Raw genomic sequence first — 19,740 nt, 5'->3', positions numbered from 1 at the left:
CCCGACCAATGCCCAAATGGGCATTGGTCCAGCCGACTTCCGGACCGAGGAGGGCCGCGCTGCTTCACTACGAGCCGGTTCGCACCCTCGCGGACACCGTCCCCCACCCGCACCGCACCCTCGCCGGTGAGCTTCTGCGCTGGAGCGCCCACGCGTTCCGGCCGGACTGGAAGTACACCCCCGAGCAGGTCAGAATCCTGGCCCGCTGGTACGAGCTGCGCGACGACGCGGTCCCGGAGGACCCGAACGACCCCGAGACCTGGGGCCGGGCCTTTCGCTACGAGTCCGGCACTCTGCGCCGTCTCAAGGGCTGGGGCAAGGACCCGAAGATGGCCAGCGTCGCCGCGATGGAATTCGTCGGCCCGTGCCGCCTGGTGGGCTTTCGCGCCGACGGTTCACCGATCGGCGGCCCGCCGCAGGAGGCGTGGGTGCAGATCTTCGCCACAGCGGCCGGCCAGAACGTCAACACCATGTCGGCGCTGGCCACGATCTTCTCCCCGGCCGCCATCGACCGGTACGCGATCAAGCTCGGCCAAGAGGTCTGCTACGCGAGCCAGAGCGACACCGACGGCCGCCAGTGCCGCCTTGAAGCCAAGGCTTCGAGCTTCCGCGCCGCCGAGGGCGGACGGCCCAGCTTCGCCCTGATGAACGAGACGTGGCACTGGGTCGAGGGCAACCACGGCCCGCGCCTGGCCGCCACCATCCGCCCGAACGCCACGAAGGTCGGCGGGCGGACGATGGAGATCACCAACGCCCCGGTGATCGGCGAGGAGAGCGTCGCCGAAGGCACCTGGTACGCCTTCGAGAAGCAGCGCGACGGCGTGAACCGCGACGCCGGTATCTACTACGACTCGGTGGAGGCCCCGCCCGGGGTCGATCTCGCCGACGAGGACCAGCTGCGCGCCGCGATCCTGTGCGCCCGGGGCGACTCGGTGTGGATCAACCCGGACCGCGTGATGCGGGACATCTGGTCGGCCAGCACCTCCGAGGACGAGTCCCGCCGCAAGTACCTCAACCAGCTCTCCAGCCATGACGACGCCCTGGTGGACCGCGATACCTGGGACCTGGCCACGGTCGAGCCGGCCGACGGCATCCGGCCCGGTGAGCGGATCGTGCTGTCCTTCGACGGCGGCAAGACGGACGACTCAACCGGCCTGATGGCCATGCGCGTTCGGGACAAGCTCGTCCAGAAGCTCGCGCTGTGGGAGAAGCCCGACGGCCCGGCCGGCAAGAACTGGGAAGTGGACGGCCAGGAGGTCAACGACATGGTCGGCCACGTCTTCCAGAAGTACACCGTCGTCGCGTTCTTCGCCGACGTCGCCGGGTGGGAGTCCTACGTTGCCGACTGGTCGGAGAAGTACGGCAAGCACCTGCTCATCAAGGCCAGCGGCAAGTCCACTGTCGGCTTCGACATGCGCGCGAACCAGCGCGAGATCACGACCGAGCACATGGCGCTGGTCGGGGCGATCGAGACCGTGGCATTGCCGCACGTGCGCGACTACTCCCTGACCCGGCACACCATGAACGCCCGCAAGAGGCCCAATCAGTACGGCTTCTCGTTCGGCAAGGAGTCGCGCGAGTCGAAGCTGAAGGTGGACCTGTACGCGGCGATGGTGCTCGCGTGGATCGCCCACCGCCGCCTGACCGAGAGCGGAAAGCTCAAGCCCCCCAAGCAGCCCGGAACGCTACAGACCCGAGGAGGGTTCTGATGTCCCTCCCCGTCGTGCTCCAGCGTGCCCGCCACGCCAAGGAGCTGATCGACCGCGACTTCGACCGGCTGAACCTGGTGGACCGCTACGCCCGCGGACTTCACCGCGCGCCGTGGATGCCGGCCAAGTCCAACTCGGAGTTCAAGGACCTCGTCAAGCGGTCCATCCTGAACGTGACCGGCCTGGTGGTCGAGACCCCGCTGAACGCCCTGCGGGTGCAGGGCTTTCGCCGCCCGGGTTCGGGTGAGAACGCCTACGAGTGGGCGTACTGGCAGAAGAACCGGATGGACGAGCGGCAGGCCGCCGTCCACCGCGCCGCGCTGACCTCCGGAGCGGCCTACGCCGTGGTCACCCCCGACCCGCGCAAGGGCCGCCGCGAGCCGCTGATCCGGGCCTACGACTCGATCAACACCGTCGCGGTCTACACCGACCCGGCGTGGGACGAGTACCCGGTGTACGCGCTGCACGTCCCCGAGCAGCAGCCCGACGAGGACACCACCGTCGGCTACCTGTGGGACGACGTGGCGAAGTACACCATCGACCTGGACTCCGAGCCCGACACGGCGGTGCTTTCCGCCGAGCCGCACGGCATGAACGTCTGCCCCGTGGTCAGGTTCTCGCCGTCGGTGGACCTGCGGGGCCGAACCCGGGGCCTGGTCGAACCGCTGGTCGTCTCACAGGACCGCCTCAACCAGCAGACCCTGTCCCTGCTGCTCAACCAGCACTGGGGCGCGCACGCGATCCGCTACGCGACGGGCCTCGCCCCGTCCGAGCGCCTGGACCCGGAGACGGGTGACCCGGTGCGCGACGCGGAGAGCGGTGAGCCGGTCTACGACGTGCCGAGCCTGGACCCGTCCACGCTGCTGATGGCCCCGAACTCGGATGCCAAGTTCGGGCAGCTCCCGGCCATGCCGACCGGCGATCTGATGGCCTCGCGTCGCCAGACGATCGAGGAGATCAGCTCACTGGCCGATGTGCCGCCGCACTACCTCGCCGGGGCCAGCCTGGTGAACCTCTCGGCGGATGCCCTGGCCGCCGCCGAGACCTCGTTCAAGCGGATGCTGGGCTCCCTTCAGGACTCGCTGGGCGAGTCGTGGGAGTCGGTGTTCCGGCTGTGCGCGGTGGTGGCCGGCCGGGGCGAGAGCGAGCAGGACGAGAGCCAGGTCGAGTGGGCCGAGAAGTCCACCCGCTCTCTCGCGCAGGCCGCCGACGCCATGGTGAAGCTCATGCAGCAGGGCGTCCCACTCTCGGTCGCACTGCGCAAGGTGCCCGGGTTCTCTCAGGCCGACATTGACGAGGCGGTGAAGGCCGCCGAGGAGGCTGCCCGCAAGGCGGAGGCCGCCGAAGCCGAGGCCCTGAAGCAGCAGAAGGAGGCGGCCCGTGGCGTGGACTCCCAGAACCGCCGAGGTCCTTCGGGCGGTGGCCGCGTACCAGCTCGCACAGGAAGCACTGGCCGGTGAGTTCGCAGCCCGCTGGGCTCAGGCACTGGCCGCCGTCGAGGCCCGCGAGATCGCCGGGTCGTTGACCGAGCTCGAAACCGAGTACGGGGCGGCGGTCCGGGAATCCGCGGCGGCCTCCTACGCCCTGTCGGTCGTCTTCTACCGGCTGGTGCGTGCGTTGGAGACCGGCCGCGTGATCGGGGGCCCCGGCTACCGGCCGGCCTCCTCGCTCGCCTCCCTGTGGGCCGACTTCAACCGCGCCACGGGCAAGCGGACCGGCTCCGGACCGCGCGAGCAGCTGCCGGTGGACACCCGCAACCCCTTCCCCGCCGAGGACATCGCCCGCGAGACCCGCAGGGCGGAGGAAGCGTTCCGCGAGCAGGTCGCCGACCGGGTGGCCAAGCATGAGCGCGAGCGCCCCGGCCGGGAGGGCTCGGCCGCGCTGGACGACCCCGCGCTGATCGCCTGGGAGCGCGAGTTCCTGGAGTCGCTGAAGACCGGTGGGTCCGGGGCGGGCGGGCAGATCGTCCAAGACGGCGGCCGGGACATGATCAACAACGCGCTGCAGGACGACCCGGGGGCCATCGGCTACTACCGCGTCACCGAGGGCTCACCCTGCTACTTCTGCGCGCTCATGGCCGCCCGAGGCGCGGTCTACAAGTCGAAGCGGACGGCCGCCTTCGGCGCTCACCCGCACTGCCACTGCCAGGCCGTCCCGATCTTCTCGCGCCGCTACCAGCTCCCCGACGCCAACGCGAAGTTCGCCGGGATGTGGCGCGAGTTCGGCGGGGGCTCGCTGGCCGACTGGCGTACCCACTACACCAAGACCTAGGAGAGAGACATGTCCGAGCAGTCCACGACCCCAACCCCGGCCGAGGCGATCCCCGGCGGCGTCGCCAACCCGGCCACCCCGCCCGCCGCTTCGGAGCCCGAAGCCCCTGCCCCGCAGGCTCGCGAGGAGAGTCCGGCCCCTGCGCCAGCGGAACCGGACTACAAGGCCCTGTACGAGAAGATGCAGGCCGACCTGACCGCGACGCGCGAGCGCTCGAACGAGTCCGGGGTCGAGGCGGACGAGCTGCGCGCGCAGGTCGCCCAGCTCCAGGAGCAGGCCCTTCGGGACCGCATCGCGGCCGAGTACGCGCTGCCGCCGGTCCTGGCTGCCCTGGTCCAGGGCGGTGACGAAGCCGCTGTGCGCAAGCACGCGGAGGCCCTGGCGACCGTCGCCGCGCCGAAGCCCCTGCTGGGTGCCGGCGGGCTGACGCCGCACTCCGAGCCCGACCCGTACAAGGGGCTGGCCGAGAAGCTGCGCAAGCGCCGCTTCGGCATCTGAGAACCCCCACCCGCCTTGAGGCTGCCCTGTCCCGGGGTGGCCTTCCGTCTTCCCGAGGATCAGCGCCATCTCTCTCAACCCCGCACGTGCCAATGCCTTCCAGAACCCGGACAAGCTGGTCCTTCAGGCCATCGCGAACCTGAAGGACAGCGTCCTCCTGGCCCACAAGTTCGACCGCCGCTCGGCGGACGAGTTCGTGAACGCCACCGGTCAGGTCATCAACATCCGCCGCCCCGCCCGCCTGAAGGGCGCTGAGGAGCGGATCGACGCCAAGCGCAAGTTCGGCGACCCGACCACGTGGATTCAGTCGGAGAACCTGAACGAGGGCCTGCTGACCGTCAAGCTCGACACCCACGCCTACTCGGCGGTGGACCTGTCCGACGCCGAGCTGACCCTTGACCTGCTCAGCTTCGGTGAGCAGGTCATGGTGCCGCAGGTGGACTCCATCACCGAGCGCCTTGAGGACAAGGTCGCGAGCGCGATGAACGAGTTCCCCGACGTGGCCACCGCCGCGAAGATCCCCGTTGACCTGACCAAGGCGACCTCGGACGAGCAGGCCGGCCAGATCATCCGCAAGAGCCTGGCGCGCCTGCGCGTCCAGCTCAACAAGGAGAACATCCCGGCCGAGGGCCGTACCGCCGTGGTCGGCTCCGAGGCCGCGTACTACCTGCTGAACGACCCGAACATCACCAAGGCCAACGAGTCCGCCAACGGCGGCGCGGCGCTGCGTCAGGCGACCATCGGCAACCTGTACGGCTTCGACATCGTGGAGTCCACGAACGACGTCCTCGCCCCGCTCGGCGTGTACGCGTTCCACCGCTCCGCGATCCAGCTCGTCTCGGGTGCGCCCTCCGTCCCGGAGTCCGCGAAGGGCGGCCGGCAGAACGCGGACGGCTTCGCGCTGCGCTGGATCAAGGACTACAACTCCGGTGCCGCGATGGAGCGTTCCTTCCTCTCGTCCTACTGGGGTGCGACCCTGGTCACCGACCTGAAGAAGAACGAGACCAACTGGCAGGACCCGAAGAACCTGGTCAAGGTCCGTGGCATCCGCCTGACGTTCACCGGTGAGCCGACCGCCGTCCCCGCCAAGTAAGGGGCCGCCGTGGCGCTCGAAGTCGCCGACCTCTTCAAGCGCCTGGGCAAGCCCGCTCCCGCCACCGGCACGCCGGACTGGGAGCGGGCGAGTGCCGCGCTCGAAGACGCCTTCTGGGTGATCGCCGCCCAAGGCCACCCTGCGTGGACCCCGCAGCGCCACCCCCCGGTGATCCGCACCCTGGCCCTGGCCGTCGCCGACCGCCGCTTCCGCAACCCCGAGGGGTACGTGCAGGAGCAGGCCGGCGAGGTCTCCTACCGGATGCCGGACGGTTCACCGATGGGCCTGGCCCTGACCCGGGGCGAGGCCGCGCTGATCGACAGGGTGTCAGGCCGCGGGGGTCTGAAGTCGGTGAACGGTCAGCGCTCCGTGCTCTCGCGCGGCCTGCGGACCGGCTACCCGTACCCCGATCCCGAGGACTCCTGGGGGCTCGCGTGAGCCTGCTGGAACGCGGACGTACCCGCGTCACCGTCTTCACCGTCCGCATGGTGAGCGACGGCTACGGCGACCACCGGCCCGCCACCGGGCAGGGCACCACCTACTCGGCGTGGGTCCAGCCGGTCGGCGACGCCGCAGGCTGGCGTGCCCCGGTCGGCGCTCAGGTCGGCTGGTCCCCGCCGGTCCGCCGAAAGATCGTCTTCCCACCCGAGGCGGTGATCGACAAGTGGTCAGCCGTCGCCTTCGAGGACGAGGGCGACCCCGGCACCAAGTGGGCCGTGGTGGACGCCCCGCGCGCCCACCACGGCGCTTCCGACCGCATGCGGTTCGTGACCGTCATCGTGGAAGGGGGTGGGCAGAGTGGTCGAGATCCGGCCGGACTGTGACGCCATGATCGCCGGACTTCCCGGGGTGATGGCCGCGCTCAAGCTGGAGGCCGAGGAGCGCAAGGTGCGCATCACCGCGAAGGCCGCCCTGCACATCGACACCGGCGAGTTCATCGCCGGACTGAAGGTCAAGCGCCACGCCAAGGGCTACGCCATCGTGAATGAGGACCCCTTGGCCGCTCATAAGAACTGGGGCGGCTTCAACCACCGGGCCGGGCGGCACGTGGACGGCATCCATGCGATGGAGGCCGCCCTGTGGTGAGCGAGCCGTACCTGATGCCCGACTCCGAGCGGATCGTCATGGAGGCTCTGCGCACCGCGCTGCCCGGCTACCGGTGCGCGGTCTACCTGCCCACCGACTGGCAGCTCTCGCTGCGCGAGGCCGGCGGCCTGGTCATCGCCCGCCGCGTCGGCGGGGTGATGCGCGACAAGCGGTTCATAGACGAGGGCATGTTCACCGTCCAGACGTACGCCACCGCCCGCGCGGACGCCTCCCTGCTGGCCCGCCGCGCCCGCGCCGCCCTGGTGCGCCTCACCCGCGACCAGTGGGGCAACACCGACGGCTACCTCTCGCACTTCCGGGAGGCGACGGGGCCGTTCATGACCACCGACCCGATGACTGAGGCCCAACCGGACTTCTACCGGTTCTCGGCCAACTACATGATCGCTACAAGGCCCCGCTGACGGGCCGGAAGGGAGTCAGCGATGGCTGCTGACGACGCCCCGGTCCTGGTACCGGGCACCGGATACATCTACGTCGCCGACCCGGGAACCGCGCCGCCGGACCTGAGCAAGCCCGGGTTCGACCCGAAGGACACCACCAAGTGGGGTACTGGCGCGGCGTCGTGGAAGTCCGTGGGAAACACCTCGCTGGACAACGGCATCGAGCTGTCCGTGGACGGTGACGACCCGGAGGTTCTGGGGAGCTGGCAGTCCAAGAGCCTGAAGACCACCGACCCGGGCAAGACCTACGCGGTGACGGTCAATTTGGAGGACTTCACCGCGGAGTCGTACAAGCTCTACTACGGCACGTCCAAGGGCCTGGACAGCAAGGGGTTCTTCTCGATCCCCACCAGCCCCACCGCCCAGAACCGCGCGCTGATGATCTGCGCGGTGGACGGCGGCAAGGCCGTCGTGTGGCACTACCCGAAGACCAGCATCATCGGCGCGGACGCCGTGAAGATTGACCCGGCCGCGCTCACCGAGATGCCGGTCAAGGCCACCGTCGTCGCCCTCAACCAGGCCGCACCGCTCGGCACCGTGACGCCGGTCTTCGACCTGGCCGTGGGCCTCCTGCCGCCCGCAGCCTGACCCGCCGGCCCGCCCCGTGAACACTCCGGGGGCGGGCCGATGCTTCCCCGCAACCAGTACCGCAGCAAGGAGAGTTAGACCGTGACCACCCTGGACTTCGCCGACCTTCAGGCCGAGGCCGACCGCAAGCACGCGGGCAAGGGCCTGCCGTTCGTCGCCAAGGGCGGCAAGAAGCTGCGCCTGCGCCGAATCGAAGCCCTGCCGGGCGGCGACCTCAAGGCCGCCATGGCACTGATGGACGTCATGCAGTCCGAGAAGGTCAGCAACGAGCGCCGCATCGACGCCATGGGCGCGCTGCTGGTCGCGGTCGCCTCCGACAAGAAGCGGATGCGCGAATCCGTGGACGCCCTGCCGCTGGAGCAGACCATGACCGTGGTCGAGGCGTGGATGGAGCAGGCCGCGCCGGGGGAAGCATCGGCCTGATCAGGCTGCTGGACAAGCACGGCGCGGAGATCACCGCCGACCTGCGCCGCTTCTGCGGCGTGGACGTCCTGGACTGGGTCCGGGGCCGGCACTCCGCGCGCTTGATCCTCGCCCTGATCGGGACGCTCCCCGACGACTGCGCGACGCTGGCCGCGATGCGCGGCGGCCGTGAGGCCCTGGGCTGGGACGCGCGGACCTACGTCCTGGCGGACCTGGTGGACGCCGTGCAGGCGCTCACCCACGTCCAGGTCGCCAAGGCCGCCAAGAACCCCCGGGCGGTCGAGAAGCCGACGCCCTACCCGCGCCCGTACGCCAAGCGCACCCGCAGGCCCGCCGACGGCAACCCGTTCGCCGCCGCCCTCCAACGCGAGGTCGGCGAGGGCGGAGGCCCCGCCGTGGCCCTGCCTTCTACCCCTCTTGCAGAAACGTTCCGCCTACCGGCGGCCGTGCTCGCGCGCTCCACCGCGCCGATGCGGCCCGCACCGGTCCGACTCACGTAGGAGGTGAGCCGATGGCCGGTCCCGGCGGCAAAGAGGCCGGGCGCGTCCACATCCGCGTCCTGCCCGACACTGACGGCTTCCGCCAGCGCCTGAAGCAGTACCTGGAGATGCTGGAGAAGTACACCAAGCTCAAGGTCAAGCTCGACCTTGACACCACGGGCGTGAACGCGCGCCTGCGGGAGCTGACCCACGACCGCAACGTCCGGGTCAACGTCGTCGCCGACACCGGCGAGGCCGCCGCCCGGATCGCAGCCCTCACCCGCGAGCGACGAACCCGGGTCCGGGCGGACGCGGACACCGCGCCGGCCGAAGTCCAGATCCGGGCCTTCACCGGCCGCCGCTGGCGACTCGGGATCAACGTCCACCTCGCCCGAGGCGGGTTCGACCGGGTCAAGTCCGGTCTTGCGAACCTGGGTTCGGGGGTCGCGGACATCGGCCGCAACTTCGGCCGGCTCTTCACCCTCTCGATCGAGCAGACGGCCTCCGCCCTCCAGGGCATCGGGTCGGGCATCAGCTCGGCCGCACAGGGCACGCTCGGCATGGCGGCCGGGTTCGCCCAGTCCGCCGCCGCCACGCTGCCCCTGCTCGTCGCGGTCACGGCCATCGCCGCCTGGGTGACGGTCATAGCCTCCGGGCTGATCGGCGTCCTGGCGCTGGCAGCCCTACCGGTCCTTCCGCTGGGCCTCGCCGCCGTCGCGGCGGCGGGCAACATGAAGGACCTGGGCAAAGCCGCCGAGGCGGCGATGACCAGTGCCTCCGAGGCGCTGAAGCCCGCAACAGCCCGCATCCGCGACGAGTTCGGCGGCGCGGTCAAGGATGTAACGGCCTGGTTCAAGCAGGCCCAGCCCGAGTTCAAGGCGTTCTTCGACGCCGGGGCGCAGTACGTCCGACCGATGGTGAAGTCGATCACCGACTTCACCGACACGCTGTTCCCGAAGCTCACGGCGGCGATGTCCTCGCCGGGGATGAAGGCTTTCACCGACGAGCTGCCGAAAGCGCTCGTCGGTCTCGGCGCTGCCCTGGGGGACTTCTTCCTCACCCTGTCCAACGGTGGCGCCCAACTCCAGCTGATCCTGGGCCCGTTGGTCGGTCTGCTCGACGCCTTCCTGCAAGGAATCGCCAAGCTCGCGGTCCAGTTCTCGCCGGAGATCGCCGCGTCGATCAGCTGGTTCGCAGACACCCTGCGCCAGTTCTTCCAGGTCTTCTCCGACAACGCCGAAGCAACGTCCGCCCTGATGCGGCTGGTCGACCTCGGCCTGCGCGCGTTGGTCATCACCTTCAGCGTGACGATGCAGGCGTGGAACGGCCTGGCAGTCGGAGCCCAGTGGGCCTGGCAGATGATCCAGGCAGCCTGGGACGGGGTGACCTCGGCCACCAAGTCCTGCTGGGAGGCCGTGAGTTCAGCCGTCTCGTCAGCGTGGTCGTCCGTGACCTCCTGGACGTCGTCGGCGGCCTCCTCCGTGGCCTCCGCTGTCTCGTCAGCCTGGGCGTCAGTGACCTCGTGGACCTCGTCATCCTGGGCGTCAGTGACCTCGTGGACCTCCTCGTCCTGGGCGTCGGTGACGTCCGCCGTGTCGTCAGCGGCCTCGTCCACGGCCAGCGCGGTGGCCGCAGCCTGGGGAAACGTCCAGTCGTGGACCTTGTCCGCGTGGAACTCCTGCGTCTCAGCAGTGAGTTCAGCCTGGTCCCAAATCGCAAGCGGCGTGTCGTCCGGGATCGGCACCGTGGTCTCCTACGTGGCCAGCCTGCCAGGCAAGATCCTCGGCGCGATCGGCGACCTGGGCTCGCTGCTCTACGACAAGGGCAAGTCCGCGATCCAGGGGCTGGTCAACGGCATGAAGTCGATCTCTGTCGGCGGCGTGGTGAGCGGCATCATGTCGTCGCTGAACCCGTTCAGCTCGGCGCCCGCGTCCGCCCCGACGGCCGCAGCCCCGCGCTCCCTGATGGCCGCGCCGAGGATGGCCTTCGCCGCCATGCCGGCCGCCCTCGCCGCTCCGTACGCCAGCCCGCTGGAGCAGGCACTTCGCCCGGTCACCGCTGGGCTGCGCTCGCTCGACAGCTACGGCTACGGCCAGCGGGCCGCCGCGAGCCTGCGCCACCCGGACCCCGTTTCCAAGGCCGCCGGCCGCGAGCGCTACGGCGCAAACATCACCGTCAACGCCCGCACCAGCGCGGACCCCCACGAGATCGGCAAGGCCATCGCGTGGGAGCTGAAGACCTCCGGGAGGTAGCCCATCGGACCGAGCGACATCACCACCGGCACCCCGCTGTCGGCCTCCAACCCCTACACGGGCCGCGACTGGACAGCAGCGTGGGGCGGGCTGCTGCTCGGTGAGGACTCCTCCGTCGTGCTGGAAGAGGTGTCCGGCCTGCTGGACGCCCCCGAGGTCCGTACCTCGGACGCCGAACTGCTCCAGCGCGACGGCCTGACCCCCGGCACCGACTACATGGGCTCGCGCACCGTCACCCTGACCATGCTGGCCCTGGACGACCGCGAGGTGCCCGCGCTGCTCGGGGCCTTCGCCCCCGGCGGTCCGGAGCGGCCGTTCGAGTTCGCGTTCCCCCCGGTGGCCGGCGGGCGCTCGCGGATCATGGCCCGGGTGCGCAAGCGGGCCGTCACTGTGGACCGCGAGTACCACGCGGGCCGCCGCCGCTTCACGGTCGAGCTGGCCGCCACCGACCCACGTCTCTATGGGGCGTGGCTCCAGAGCGCGACCGTGGCCGTGGACGTGCCCCGGGGCGGTCGGCCGATCTTCCCGCTGACGTTCCCCTTCGACATGGGCAACGGCCCCGCCGCCCGGTCAGCTCCGGACATCTACAACGCGGGCTCGGTGGACTCCTGGCCGATCGTGCGGCTGACCCCGCGAACCGGCGAGATCCGCGACCCGGCGCTGACCCTCGTCCACGACGGGGTCCGCCGACGCTTCGCCACCCGGGGCCTGCGGGTCGGGCGCGGTGACGCCCTGGTGGTGGACATGGGCCGCCGCCGCATCACCCTCAACGGTGCCTCCCGCTTCGGACAGGTCGATCCGGGCTCGGCCTGGTTCGCCCTGCCCCCGGGGCCGAGCGCCGTTCAACTCGACGTACTGGAAGGCCCCGACGGGGTCACGGCGGATGTGCAGTGGCGCTCCGCCTGGATGTAAGGACCCCCTTCTCTTGGCTGTAGAACTCCGTGCCCCGCTCTTCGTGCAGCAGGGGCGTTACGACGCATTGGACCTGCGCACGATGATCGGCGGAACCCGGGGCGCCCACGTCGGCGTCTCGGGCCCGGCCGCGCTGCTGGTCGAGAAGGTGGACAACCCCACCCCGCGCGTGAGCGTCGCCGCAGGCTCGCTGTGGCTGCCGGACGACGTGGCCGTCTCCCACAAGGGGGCCGTCCACTTCGCCAACCTGGACGCCTCCATTCAGCTCCAGTGCTCCACCCCGAAGCCCGGCGAGGCCGCCCGGCAAGACCTCGTCGTGGCGTTCGCCGACCCCGACACCGCCCCGGCCGGCCCGCTGCTGATGGACATGAAGACCACCGCGGACCGCTACATGCAGTCCGTCACCTACGCCGCCGACGGCACCCCCTACGCCGCAGCCCCCGGCACCGGCACACAGGTGACCAAGGAAGGCGCGCGCGGCTGGTCGCTGGCGGTCCTCGCCGAGTCCACCCCCGGCGCGAAGGACTGGCCGGTCCCGTCCAACTGCATCCGCCTGGCACTGGTGAACATCGCCCAGACCGGCATCACCGGCATTGAGGACCAGCGCTTCGTGTTCGCCGGTCAGCTCGACACCACACCGCTTCGCCAGCTCCGCACAGCAGGCCCGCAGGGCATCGCCCAGGCCGCCACCGGAGCCCCGGCCGGCTCCCTGGTCTACGACTCGGTGACCACCGCCCTGCACAAGGTCACCGGCCCCGGCACCACCGCCCCGGTCCTGCCCGGCGCGACCCGCCTTGACGCCAGCTACCAGGCTCCCGAAAACGCCTGGGGCTCCGAAGGCTGGCACACCTTCACCGCCCCCGCGACCCCGTACCCGCGCCTGGTCACCGTCAGCTTCGAATGCACCTACGCCGGAGACTTCGGCGAGGGGTGGATCAGCCCCGTGGTCTTCGGGCACGGCGAGAGCCGCCGGGCCGGTCGGCCGCAGTACATCCGGGCGGGCGACAACCGCGACGTCCGGGGAACCGGCACCATCAAGGTTCCCGCCGGGGCGGCGATGAGCGTCAGCACCTCGTGCCGCCCGGACAACACCGTGAACAACAACGTGAAGTTCAAGGCGGCGTGGACGTCCTACGCCGAGGCCATCGTCATACAGGCGGCCTGATGACCGAGGCCGCTGACTACCGCGTGATCCTGTCCGAGTTCAAGGGCGGCCGGCTGCTGGCCGAGCTGCCCGTCTCTGGCCTGTCCTTCCGCTCCATCCTCAACGCCCCTGGCTCCGCGAGCTTCACCGTCCCGCTGTCCGCCGAACCCCTGGCGGGCCTGGACTGGTCGCTCGTCTCGCCGTGGCGGATCATCGCCCACGTCCAGCGCGGCAGTCGCGTCCTGTGGGGCGGCCCCCTGCTCTCCTGGTCGGTCGACATGGCCACCGAGACCATGACGCTGGATTGCCCCGGCCTGTGGGAGTACTACCGCCGAAACATGGTCAACCTCGGATACAGCACGGGCACCACCCCGCGCGAACAGACAACCATCGCCCGTGAGCTGATCCAGACCTTCGCCGACAACCCGTCCCCGGTCGCCCCAGGGCAGGCCGGGTACTGGGGCAGCAACGGCCCCGGCGCGCTCACCTTCGGCCCGGACCTGGACACCATGAAGCGCGACCGCACATATCCCTGGTTCGAGTGGAAGTCCGTCGGTGAGGCGGTCGAGCAACTGGGCGCGGTCATCAAGGGCTTCGACTTCCGCATCGACCACGACTGGGACGTGGACGCCCGGATCATCCGCAACCGGTTCCGCTTCCTCGCCCCGGCCGGAGGCGTGGACACCGGCATCGTCCTGGAGCACGGCACCAACTGCGACGTCACCTCCGTCACCAGCGACGGCGACAAGATGTGCACCGAGACCGGCGTCAACGGCGCGGGCGAGGGCTGGTCGCAGCTCAAAAGCTGGTGGTACAACGGCCAGTTGGAGACCGAGGACGGCCGCCGCATCCCGCGCCTGGCCGCCGTCGAGACCAACAACTCCGTCGTCCGCGTCGAGACCCTGACCGCCCAGGCCGAGCGCATGACCGCCGTCGGCGCGTTCCCCATCGTCGTCCCCGAGGTGCGCCTGCACCCCGGCGGCGAGTACTCGGTGGCCGAGCTGCGCGTGGGCCACAAGATCCGGGTCCGTGCCCGAACCGCCAACTGGCCCGGTATCAACGCCGAGTACGTCATCCAGGAGATCAGCACCAAGGTCTCCCAGACCGGCGAGGAGACCACCCTGTCCCTCGTGCCGACGACCGTCTTCGAGCGCGTGGACGACTGGGTCAAGGGGGAGCTGGTGAGCGTCGCATGACCGTCTACGGCCGCCCCACCCTCGCGGATGAGTTCCAGGGCATCGACACCCGCCTGTCCGCGATGGAACGCACCGCCAGCGCACTCGGCGCGGTCCTGCCCATGACCCCCTACCGCCAGGGCCTGGACGTCCAGACCGCCTGGCGCGCCGCCGCCACCATCCCCACCGCCGGAATCGCCCACCCCGTCATCCGCCTGGACTGCCGCGTCTCCTCCAAGCAGGGCGCAGGCGTCTGGCTCAGGCTCTTCGACGTGGACAAGGCTCGCGCCGTCACCTCCGAGTGGCAGTACACCGGCGGCGCACTCAACAACGGCTGGGTCCGCCTGGACTGGGTGCTGCCCATGGGCGGCACCCAGCCCGGCGAGTGGCAGCGCCTGCTGCTCCAGACCCGCACCGACGTGAGCGGAGGCGGCACCGTCGATCCCGGCGTCGCCATGACCCTGCCCCTCAACCAGGCGCCCCAGGCCACCGAGGCCGGCACCTGGACACTCGTCGCTCTGCCACCCGGCTACGCCTGACCCTCCGCCAACCGGCCCCGCCCGAACTCCCGGGCGGGGCTTCGTCATTGAAAAGGACAGCTATATCTCCCGCGAAGCGATGATCGCCGAGGCCACCAAGTGGGCCGACCAAGGTTACCGAGGCGGCCTCTCCCCGAACGGCAAGTACTACGACACCCCCTTCGGCAAGTGGTACGCCCCCGGTTTCAACCACGAACCCTTCTGCGACATGTTCGTCTCCTGGTGCGCCGACAAGGGCGGCGAGGCCGCCACCGTCGGCAGGTTCGCCTACTGCCCCTCCCACGTCCAAGCCTTCCGCAACAAGGGCCAGTGGCTCGGGCGCGACGCCGCGTTCAAGCGCGGCGACGTGATCTTCTTCAGCTGGTCGAACAACGGCGTCGCCGACCACGTGGGCATCGTCCTGGAGGACTCCGCCCCCGGCCAGCAGGTCAAGACCGTTGAAGGCAACACCGCCCGCGACAGCGGCGCGGGCCAGGGCTCCGGCGGCTACGTCGCCCGCAAGACCCGGCCCCGCTCCGTCGTGCTCGGCGTCGGCCGCCCCGCCTACACCTCCGGCGGCACTGGCACCGAAACCGGCACCGGCACTCCGACCGGCCGGCCCGTCACCATCAACGGCCTGATGTACGGCCCCGGCGCGCGCGGCCAGCACATCACCGAGATGGGCCGCGCCCTCGTCCGCGCGGGCTGCTCCCGCTACACTCAGGGCCCCGGCCCGGTGTGGGGCAGCGCGGACACCGAGTCCGTGCGCGCCTATCAGATCAAGATCGGCGACACCGCCGACGCCGACGGCATCCCCGGCCCCAAGCAGCTCGCCCGCCTGCTTGCCGAGTTCGGCCGTGGCCCGGTCACCGAGCCCCTGCCGCCCGTCACGCCCCCGCCGGCCACCCGCACGTTCACCATCCGCAAGGGCATGACCCTTGGCGGTATCGCCGTGGCGCTCGGCACCACGGTTGCCGGGCTGCTCTCCCTCAACCCCCAGATCGGCAACCCCGACCGGATCACCGAGGGGCAGCAGATCACCGTCCCCGCCCCGGCCACCCCGAGCAGCACGCCGCAGACCCCGGCCCCGCCGGTGACCGAGACCCCGGCCCCGCCCACCCCGGTCGAGACCCCGGTGCCGACCCCGGACCCCGTTCCCGCCCCGGACCCGGCCCCCGCAGCAGCCACCCACACCGTCGCGGCCGGGGACACCCTGTCTGCCATCGCCGCCCGCTACGGCGCGAGCCTGGACGCCGTGGTCAACGCCAACCCGCAGATCGCCAATCCGGACCGGATCGAGGTCGGGCAGGTGATCAGCCTGCCGACCGCCACCGCCGGAGCTGCCGCCGCGCCGCCGGTCCACACCGTCGTTCCCGGTGACACCCTGTGGGACATCGCCGCCTGCTACCGGGTCACCCTGGAAGCGCTGGTGGCCGCCAACACCGCCACGGTCGCCAACCCGGACCTGATCTTCCCCGGGCAGGACATCGCGATCCCCGACGGCTCCGCTCCCGTCCCGCGCCCTGCCGCGCCCAAGCCGCAGGCCCCCGCGCTCAAGCCCGCCCCGGCCCCCGCCGAGCAGCCCACCCCGACCCCGGAACCCGCACCGGCCCCGCCGGTCGAGGAGAAGCCGGCCACCCCGAGCACGGGCTACTCCAACGACCTCGCCGGATGGATCGAACAGGCCCGGGACGTCCTGCGCGCCAACGGCGACCTCGTCCCCAGCGCTGCCGCGATCGAGCACCGCGCGATGATCGAGTCCGGCGGCAACCCGAAGGCCGAGAACCACTGGGACAGCAACGAAGCGGCTTACGGCGGCACTTACGGTCTGCTCCAGACCATCCGGCCCACGTTCGACGCCTACTCGCTGCCCGGCCACCGCGACATCCTCAACCCGGTGGACTCGATCATCGCGGGCGTCCGCTACGCGAACGCGACCTACGGCTCGTTCGAGTCCATCGCCTGGAACGCAGGGGGGTACTGATGGCCCGAGACGAACAGCTCGGCGGCGTGGTGATCGGACCACGCGAGATCTACGACCAGCTGGTCGGCGTGCGTGAGGACGTGCGCTCGCTGGCCCAGAGCAGCGCGACCGTGGACCAGATGCTCAAGGACCACGAAGACCGCGTCCGCGCGCTGGAACGCTGGCGCTACGGCGTCGTGGCCTCCGGCCTCGCCGGAGGCACCGCCCTGGCCGCCGACGTGGTCGCCCGACTGAAGGGATAAAGGATGAAGGACTGGCTCAACGCCAACCCCGTCAAGGCCCGCGCCGCCGTCGTCGCGCTGCTGACCGTGCTCGGCACCGTCGTGCCCAAGCTGGCCGGCATCGAGACCGACGAGGCCATCATCGGCCTCCTGCTGGCCGCCGCCGCGATGGCCGGCGGGCACTCCGCGGGTAAGCGCGTCGTCACACACGAGACCGACGCAGCCCGCACCGAGGAGGCCCGCACCGCAGCACTCGCCGAGGGCTGCGCGTGCCCGCATACCGACACCGAGCCGCGCGTCCGGCTCGGCGACGACGGGATGAAGGCGAAGCGATGAACAGGGCCCCGGCCTGCCTTCGGGCGGGTCGGGGCTTTTTCTCGTTGCGGAGCGTGACTGTGGTGGAATGGGAATGGCGGGGGGGCGACCAGGGGTTGCACATCACTCCGCGCAGCGACCCGAGAGGAATCCATGGCCACGAAGAAGCCGTCCGCACCGCGCTGGCAGGAGGTTCCCGGCGCGCAAGAGGTGATGGACAGGGCCCTGTCCTTGGCGGCTGCCGGCCCGGCTCGCGCCTACGGGCAGCTCGCTGCCGTGGTGTTCGAGACTGCCCTTCTCTTCACTAACGCCGATGGCCTTCCAGATCTGCGGAGGGAAAGCTACCTGGCGCGGCGATGGATGTCCGACCTGCTCGACGCCGCCGGGTACAAGCCGGTGCCGGGAATGTCGAAGGAGATGAGGGAGAAACTGGCGAAGGACCGGACCAGCATGTCCCAGGGCATCCGGGCAGCCATGTCACAGGTCCGTGTTGATTACCTCCGAGGGTTGGACAACGACCCGGCTGAGCGGGACCGGAGGTTCTCGGCGTTCGGATCATCGGACGCGATCTTCGAGTACTACCGGATCGTGCCACAGGCGCGGAACGAACTCCAGGCTGGGAAGCTTCAGGCTCTCCAGGCCGCCAGCCGGATCGGCCAGGCGGTGGAAGACGGCGATCTGACCATCCCCCCGCTTCGAAGCCCGCAGGTGGTCCGCACCTTCCGCCAGGCAATCGCCACGCTCTCCCCGGAGGCCCTGGCTTGCCTTGACCGAACCACTGCGGACCAGCTCCGTGAGGAACTGGCCGAGACCCGTGCGGCTCTGCTCGCGCTGGAGGAGTCCCTGAGCTGACGTCCCGCCCCCAGGCCCCGCCTTCCCGATTCCGGGAGGGCGGGGCCTTTTCGCGTTCCGGCAGGCCGTCGAGTCGGTTGTTAACCGGGTCGCCTCAACCGTGGCGAAGGAGGGCAACGACATGAAGAACATCGCATTGATCGGCCGCGCGAGATCCGGCAAGGACACGGCGGCCGGCGTGCTGCGCGAGCAGGAGTACGTCCGCCTCGCGCTGGCCGACCCGCTCAAGCAGATGGCATACGACATCGACCCGGTGGTGGGCACCGAGCTGCTGGGCATCAACGCCCCGGCCCAGATCCACCTGGCGGGCGCGGTGGACCGCTACGGCTGGGAGAAGGTGAAGGACCGGTTCCCGGAAGCGCGCCGGTTCCTTCAGCGGCTCGGGACCGAAGGCGTCCGCCGCCACGTGGACCCGGATTTCTGGATCGGCCGGACAGTCCGCAGCGCGACTGGTATCCCGGGGCCGGTGGTGGTGACGGATGTGCGGTTCGACAACGAGGTGGACGCCCTGCGCGCCGCCGGATTCGTCGTCTGGTTCATCGACCGGGGCGCCCCCGACGGCGACCACCCGAGCGAACGGCTCGGCCCCGAGCACGCCGACCTCGTGATCCCGAACACCGGCACCATCGCCCAGTTCTCCGACCGCGTCCGCGCCGCCTTGGAGGCCACCGTATGACCTTGCGCGACCGCTTCGATTCCCTGGACCGCACCGCGAGCGCCATCGAGAACGTGGTGTTCATCTACACCCCCGTCCCCGACGTGCTGACCCCGGCGGAGCGCGAGGCCGACGAGCAGGCCGCGAACGCCCGCGTCCTGGCGGAGGTGCCCGGCTACTCCGACACCCTGCCGTCCCTGCTCGCCGCTGCCTGATCCCGCGTCATTCCGCGGTGGCCCGTCCCGACCGGGGCGGGCCTTTTGCATGCCCTCAAGTAGAGAAGAGAACCCATGTCCGAAGGCGTCCGCACGATCCACCAGAAGGGCTCGCGGTACTACGTCCACCCAGAGTCTGGAGACCTCGCCCCGTCGGTGACGTCGATCTTGAACATGGAGGCGAAGCCGTTCCTTCAGGACTGGTCGGCCGGTATGGCGGCCGAGTGTGCGGTGACCGACCTTGAGGTGGTGCAGCGCATCGCGGCGCGCGACCGCCAGGCCGCCGTGGACTTCTTGAAGTACGCAGCGAAGAGGTACACCAAGGTCCGCGCCGATGTGGGCAGCCTGGTGCACGACTACTTCGAGCTGCGGCTGCGCGGCGAGGAGGTGCCCTACCCGCACCACGATGTCGAGCCGTACGTGGGGCACATCGAAGCGTGGCTGGACCGCTACCAGCCCGAGCTGCTGCACGCGGAAGACGTGGCCTGGTCGCGGGAGCACGGCTACGCCGGGTCGTTCGACTTCCTGGTGAAGATCAACGGCAAGACCGTTCTCGGTGACCTCAAGACCAGCAAGAGCATCTATCTGTCGGTCGCTGCCCAGCTCGCGGCCTACGCCCACGCGGACGACCTGATCACCGTGGACCGGCGCATCCAGCCGTTCCCGAAGGTCGATGCCGGGGCGGTCCTGCACGTCACCCCGGCCCGCGCCGAGTTCCGGCCCGTCACGATCGACCGCCGGATCTTCGAGCGCTTCCTGACCCTGCGCGCCCGCTTCGCCGACGACCGCGACTCGGACGCCGGGATCATCGGCCGCGTCGCCTGGAAGAACGAGGCCGGCCACCAGAGCGGCACCGCCCGCCGCGCCGCCTGACCAGAGCTCGTTAACC

Annotated in this window: 24 protein-coding genes; all 24 read left to right on the top strand. The window is 70.5% G+C overall.

Annotation, left to right across the window (positions count from 1 at the left end; genetic code table 11):
• Positions 1-8 precede the first annotated feature (8 nt).
• The 24 genes from OG294_RS09165 to OG294_RS09050 all read left to right on the top strand — a co-directional run bounded on the left by OG294_RS09165 (position 9) and on the right by OG294_RS09050 (position 19,724).
• Positions 9-1,709, top strand: coding sequence for a terminase (locus OG294_RS09165; RefSeq protein ID WP_327065945.1), 1,701 nt, complete (start codon positions 9-11; stop codon positions 1,707-1,709).
• Complete coding sequence (locus tag OG294_RS09160; RefSeq protein ID WP_327065944.1) at positions 1,709-3,169, top strand: phage portal protein; 1,461 nt, start codon at positions 1,709-1,711, stop codon at positions 3,167-3,169. Before OG294_RS09165 ends, OG294_RS09160 begins: the two co-directional genes overlap by 1 nt.
• Positions 3,090-3,980: a VG15 protein gene (locus tag OG294_RS09155; RefSeq protein ID WP_327065943.1), complete on the top strand. Its 891-nt coding sequence runs from the start codon at positions 3,090-3,092 to the stop codon at positions 3,978-3,980. The genes OG294_RS09160 and OG294_RS09155 overlap by 80 nt, the downstream gene beginning before the upstream one ends.
• 9 nt (positions 3,981-3,989) lie before the next feature.
• Entirely contained in the window at positions 3,990-4,478 is a 489-nt protein-coding gene (locus tag OG294_RS09150) for a hypothetical protein (RefSeq protein WP_327065942.1), read from the top strand.
• Positions 4,479-4,536: 58 nt separating this feature from the next.
• Positions 4,537-5,571, top strand: a complete 1,035-nt coding sequence (locus tag OG294_RS09145; RefSeq protein WP_327071483.1) for a P22 phage major capsid protein family protein — start codon at positions 4,537-4,539, stop codon at positions 5,569-5,571.
• A 9-nt stretch (positions 5,572-5,580) separates the two neighbouring features.
• Positions 5,581-6,009 (top strand): hypothetical protein, encoded by a 429-nt coding sequence (locus tag OG294_RS09140; RefSeq protein WP_327065941.1) that lies wholly within the window; start codon positions 5,581-5,583, stop codon positions 6,007-6,009.
• Positions 6,006-6,395 (top strand): hypothetical protein, encoded by a 390-nt coding sequence (locus tag OG294_RS09135; RefSeq protein ID WP_327065940.1) that lies wholly within the window; start codon positions 6,006-6,008, stop codon positions 6,393-6,395. Before OG294_RS09140 ends, OG294_RS09135 begins: the two co-directional genes overlap by 4 nt.
• Before the next feature lie 4 nt (positions 6,396-6,399).
• A complete protein-coding gene (locus OG294_RS09130; RefSeq protein WP_327065939.1) occupies positions 6,400-6,657 on the top strand; it encodes a DUF5403 family protein in 258 nt (85 codons plus the stop codon).
• Positions 6,654-7,079 (top strand): phage tail termination protein, encoded by a 426-nt coding sequence (locus OG294_RS09125; protein ID WP_327065938.1) that lies wholly within the window; start codon positions 6,654-6,656, stop codon positions 7,077-7,079. The genes OG294_RS09130 and OG294_RS09125 overlap by 4 nt, the downstream gene beginning before the upstream one ends.
• A 21-nt stretch (positions 7,080-7,100) precedes the next feature.
• Entirely contained in the window at positions 7,101-7,706 is a 606-nt protein-coding gene (locus tag OG294_RS09120; RefSeq protein WP_327065937.1) for a phage tail tube protein, read from the top strand.
• Between the two features lie 81 nt (positions 7,707-7,787).
• Positions 7,788-8,129 carry a hypothetical protein gene (locus tag OG294_RS09115; RefSeq protein ID WP_327065936.1) on the top strand — a complete coding sequence of 114 codons (342 nt, stop codon included), beginning with the start codon at positions 7,788-7,790 and terminating at the stop codon, positions 8,127-8,129.
• Positions 8,090-8,629: a hypothetical protein gene (locus tag OG294_RS09110; protein ID WP_327065935.1), complete on the top strand. Its 540-nt coding sequence runs from the start codon at positions 8,090-8,092 to the stop codon at positions 8,627-8,629. Before OG294_RS09115 ends, OG294_RS09110 begins: the two co-directional genes overlap by 40 nt.
• An 11-nt stretch (positions 8,630-8,640) precedes the next feature.
• On the top strand, positions 8,641-10,860 hold the full coding sequence (locus OG294_RS09105; protein ID WP_327065934.1) for a hypothetical protein: 2,220 nt from the start codon (positions 8,641-8,643) through the stop codon (positions 10,858-10,860).
• 117 nt (positions 10,861-10,977) lie between these two features.
• On the top strand, positions 10,978-11,772 hold the full coding sequence (locus tag OG294_RS09100) for a phage distal tail protein (protein WP_327065933.1): 795 nt from the start codon (positions 10,978-10,980) through the stop codon (positions 11,770-11,772).
• A 13-nt stretch (positions 11,773-11,785) separates the two neighbouring features.
• Complete coding sequence (locus OG294_RS09095) at positions 11,786-12,937, top strand: hypothetical protein (protein ID WP_327065932.1); 1,152 nt, start codon at positions 11,786-11,788, stop codon at positions 12,935-12,937.
• Positions 12,937-14,112 carry a hypothetical protein gene (locus tag OG294_RS09090; RefSeq protein ID WP_327065931.1) on the top strand — a complete coding sequence of 392 codons (1,176 nt, stop codon included), beginning with the start codon at positions 12,937-12,939 and terminating at the stop codon, positions 14,110-14,112. Before OG294_RS09095 ends, OG294_RS09090 begins: the two co-directional genes overlap by 1 nt.
• Entirely contained in the window at positions 14,109-14,630 is a 522-nt protein-coding gene (locus OG294_RS09085) for a hypothetical protein (RefSeq protein ID WP_327065929.1), read from the top strand. Before OG294_RS09090 ends, OG294_RS09085 begins: the two co-directional genes overlap by 4 nt.
• 79 nt (positions 14,631-14,709) lie before the next feature.
• Positions 14,710-16,593: a LysM peptidoglycan-binding domain-containing protein gene (locus tag OG294_RS09080; protein WP_327065928.1), complete on the top strand. Its 1,884-nt coding sequence runs from the start codon at positions 14,710-14,712 to the stop codon at positions 16,591-16,593.
• Positions 16,593-16,835 carry a hypothetical protein gene (locus OG294_RS09075; RefSeq protein ID WP_327065927.1) on the top strand — a complete coding sequence of 81 codons (243 nt, stop codon included), beginning with the start codon at positions 16,593-16,595 and terminating at the stop codon, positions 16,833-16,835. The genes OG294_RS09080 and OG294_RS09075 overlap by 1 nt, the downstream gene beginning before the upstream one ends.
• Before the next feature lie 3 nt (positions 16,836-16,838).
• Positions 16,839-17,150, top strand: a complete 312-nt coding sequence (locus OG294_RS09070; RefSeq protein ID WP_327065926.1) for a hypothetical protein — start codon at positions 16,839-16,841, stop codon at positions 17,148-17,150.
• Between the two features lie 132 nt (positions 17,151-17,282).
• Positions 17,283-17,981: a hypothetical protein gene (locus OG294_RS09065; RefSeq protein WP_327065925.1), complete on the top strand. Its 699-nt coding sequence runs from the start codon at positions 17,283-17,285 to the stop codon at positions 17,979-17,981.
• A gap of 121 nt (positions 17,982-18,102) precedes the next feature.
• A complete protein-coding gene (locus OG294_RS09060; protein ID WP_327065924.1) occupies positions 18,103-18,657 on the top strand; it encodes a deoxynucleotide monophosphate kinase family protein in 555 nt (184 codons plus the stop codon).
• On the top strand, positions 18,654-18,851 hold the full coding sequence (locus OG294_RS09055; RefSeq protein ID WP_327065922.1) for a hypothetical protein: 198 nt from the start codon (positions 18,654-18,656) through the stop codon (positions 18,849-18,851). The genes OG294_RS09060 and OG294_RS09055 overlap by 4 nt, the downstream gene beginning before the upstream one ends.
• Before the next feature lie 75 nt (positions 18,852-18,926).
• On the top strand, positions 18,927-19,724 hold the full coding sequence (locus OG294_RS09050) for a hypothetical protein (protein WP_327065921.1): 798 nt from the start codon (positions 18,927-18,929) through the stop codon (positions 19,722-19,724).
• The last annotated feature ends 16 nt before the right edge of the window (positions 19,725-19,740 follow it).

The sequence above is a fragment of the Kitasatospora sp. NBC_01302 genome (assembly GCF_035976515.1).
In the GTDB taxonomy this organism is placed as follows: Bacteria; Actinomycetota; Actinomycetes; order Streptomycetales; family Streptomycetaceae; genus Kitasatospora.
This window is presented reverse-complemented; position numbering and strand designations above follow the sequence as displayed.

Bases quoted from the DNA above. Each gene is read 5' to 3' on its own strand.
- OG294_RS09165 (WP_327065945.1), top strand. From the start codon at position 9: ATGCCCAAATGGGCATTGGTCCAGCCGACTTCCGGACCGAGGAGGGCC.
- OG294_RS09160 (WP_327065944.1), top strand. From the start codon at position 1,709: ATGTCCCTCCCCGTCGTGCTCCAGCGTGCCCGCCACGCCAAGGAGCTG.
- OG294_RS09150 (WP_327065942.1), top strand. From the start codon at position 3,990: ATGTCCGAGCAGTCCACGACCCCAACCCCGGCCGAGGCGATCCCCGGC.
- OG294_RS09130 (WP_327065939.1), top strand. From the start codon at position 6,400: ATGATCGCCGGACTTCCCGGGGTGATGGCCGCGCTCAAGCTGGAGGCC.
- OG294_RS09120 (WP_327065937.1), top strand. From the start codon at position 7,101: ATGGCTGCTGACGACGCCCCGGTCCTGGTACCGGGCACCGGATACATC.
- OG294_RS09105 (WP_327065934.1), top strand. From the start codon at position 8,641: ATGGCCGGTCCCGGCGGCAAAGAGGCCGGGCGCGTCCACATCCGCGTC.
- OG294_RS09090 (WP_327065931.1), top strand. From the start codon at position 12,937: ATGACCGAGGCCGCTGACTACCGCGTGATCCTGTCCGAGTTCAAGGGC.
- OG294_RS09085 (WP_327065929.1), top strand. From the start codon at position 14,109: ATGACCGTCTACGGCCGCCCCACCCTCGCGGATGAGTTCCAGGGCATC.
- OG294_RS09080 (WP_327065928.1), top strand. From the start codon at position 14,710: ATGATCGCCGAGGCCACCAAGTGGGCCGACCAAGGTTACCGAGGCGGC.
- OG294_RS09075 (WP_327065927.1), top strand. From the start codon at position 16,593: ATGGCCCGAGACGAACAGCTCGGCGGCGTGGTGATCGGACCACGCGAG.
- OG294_RS09070 (WP_327065926.1), top strand. From the start codon at position 16,839: ATGAAGGACTGGCTCAACGCCAACCCCGTCAAGGCCCGCGCCGCCGTC.
- OG294_RS09065 (WP_327065925.1), top strand. From the start codon at position 17,283: ATGGCCACGAAGAAGCCGTCCGCACCGCGCTGGCAGGAGGTTCCCGGC.
- OG294_RS09060 (WP_327065924.1), top strand. From the start codon at position 18,103: ATGAAGAACATCGCATTGATCGGCCGCGCGAGATCCGGCAAGGACACG.
- OG294_RS09055 (WP_327065922.1), top strand. From the start codon at position 18,654: ATGACCTTGCGCGACCGCTTCGATTCCCTGGACCGCACCGCGAGCGCC.
- OG294_RS09050 (WP_327065921.1), top strand. From the start codon at position 18,927: ATGTCCGAAGGCGTCCGCACGATCCACCAGAAGGGCTCGCGGTACTAC.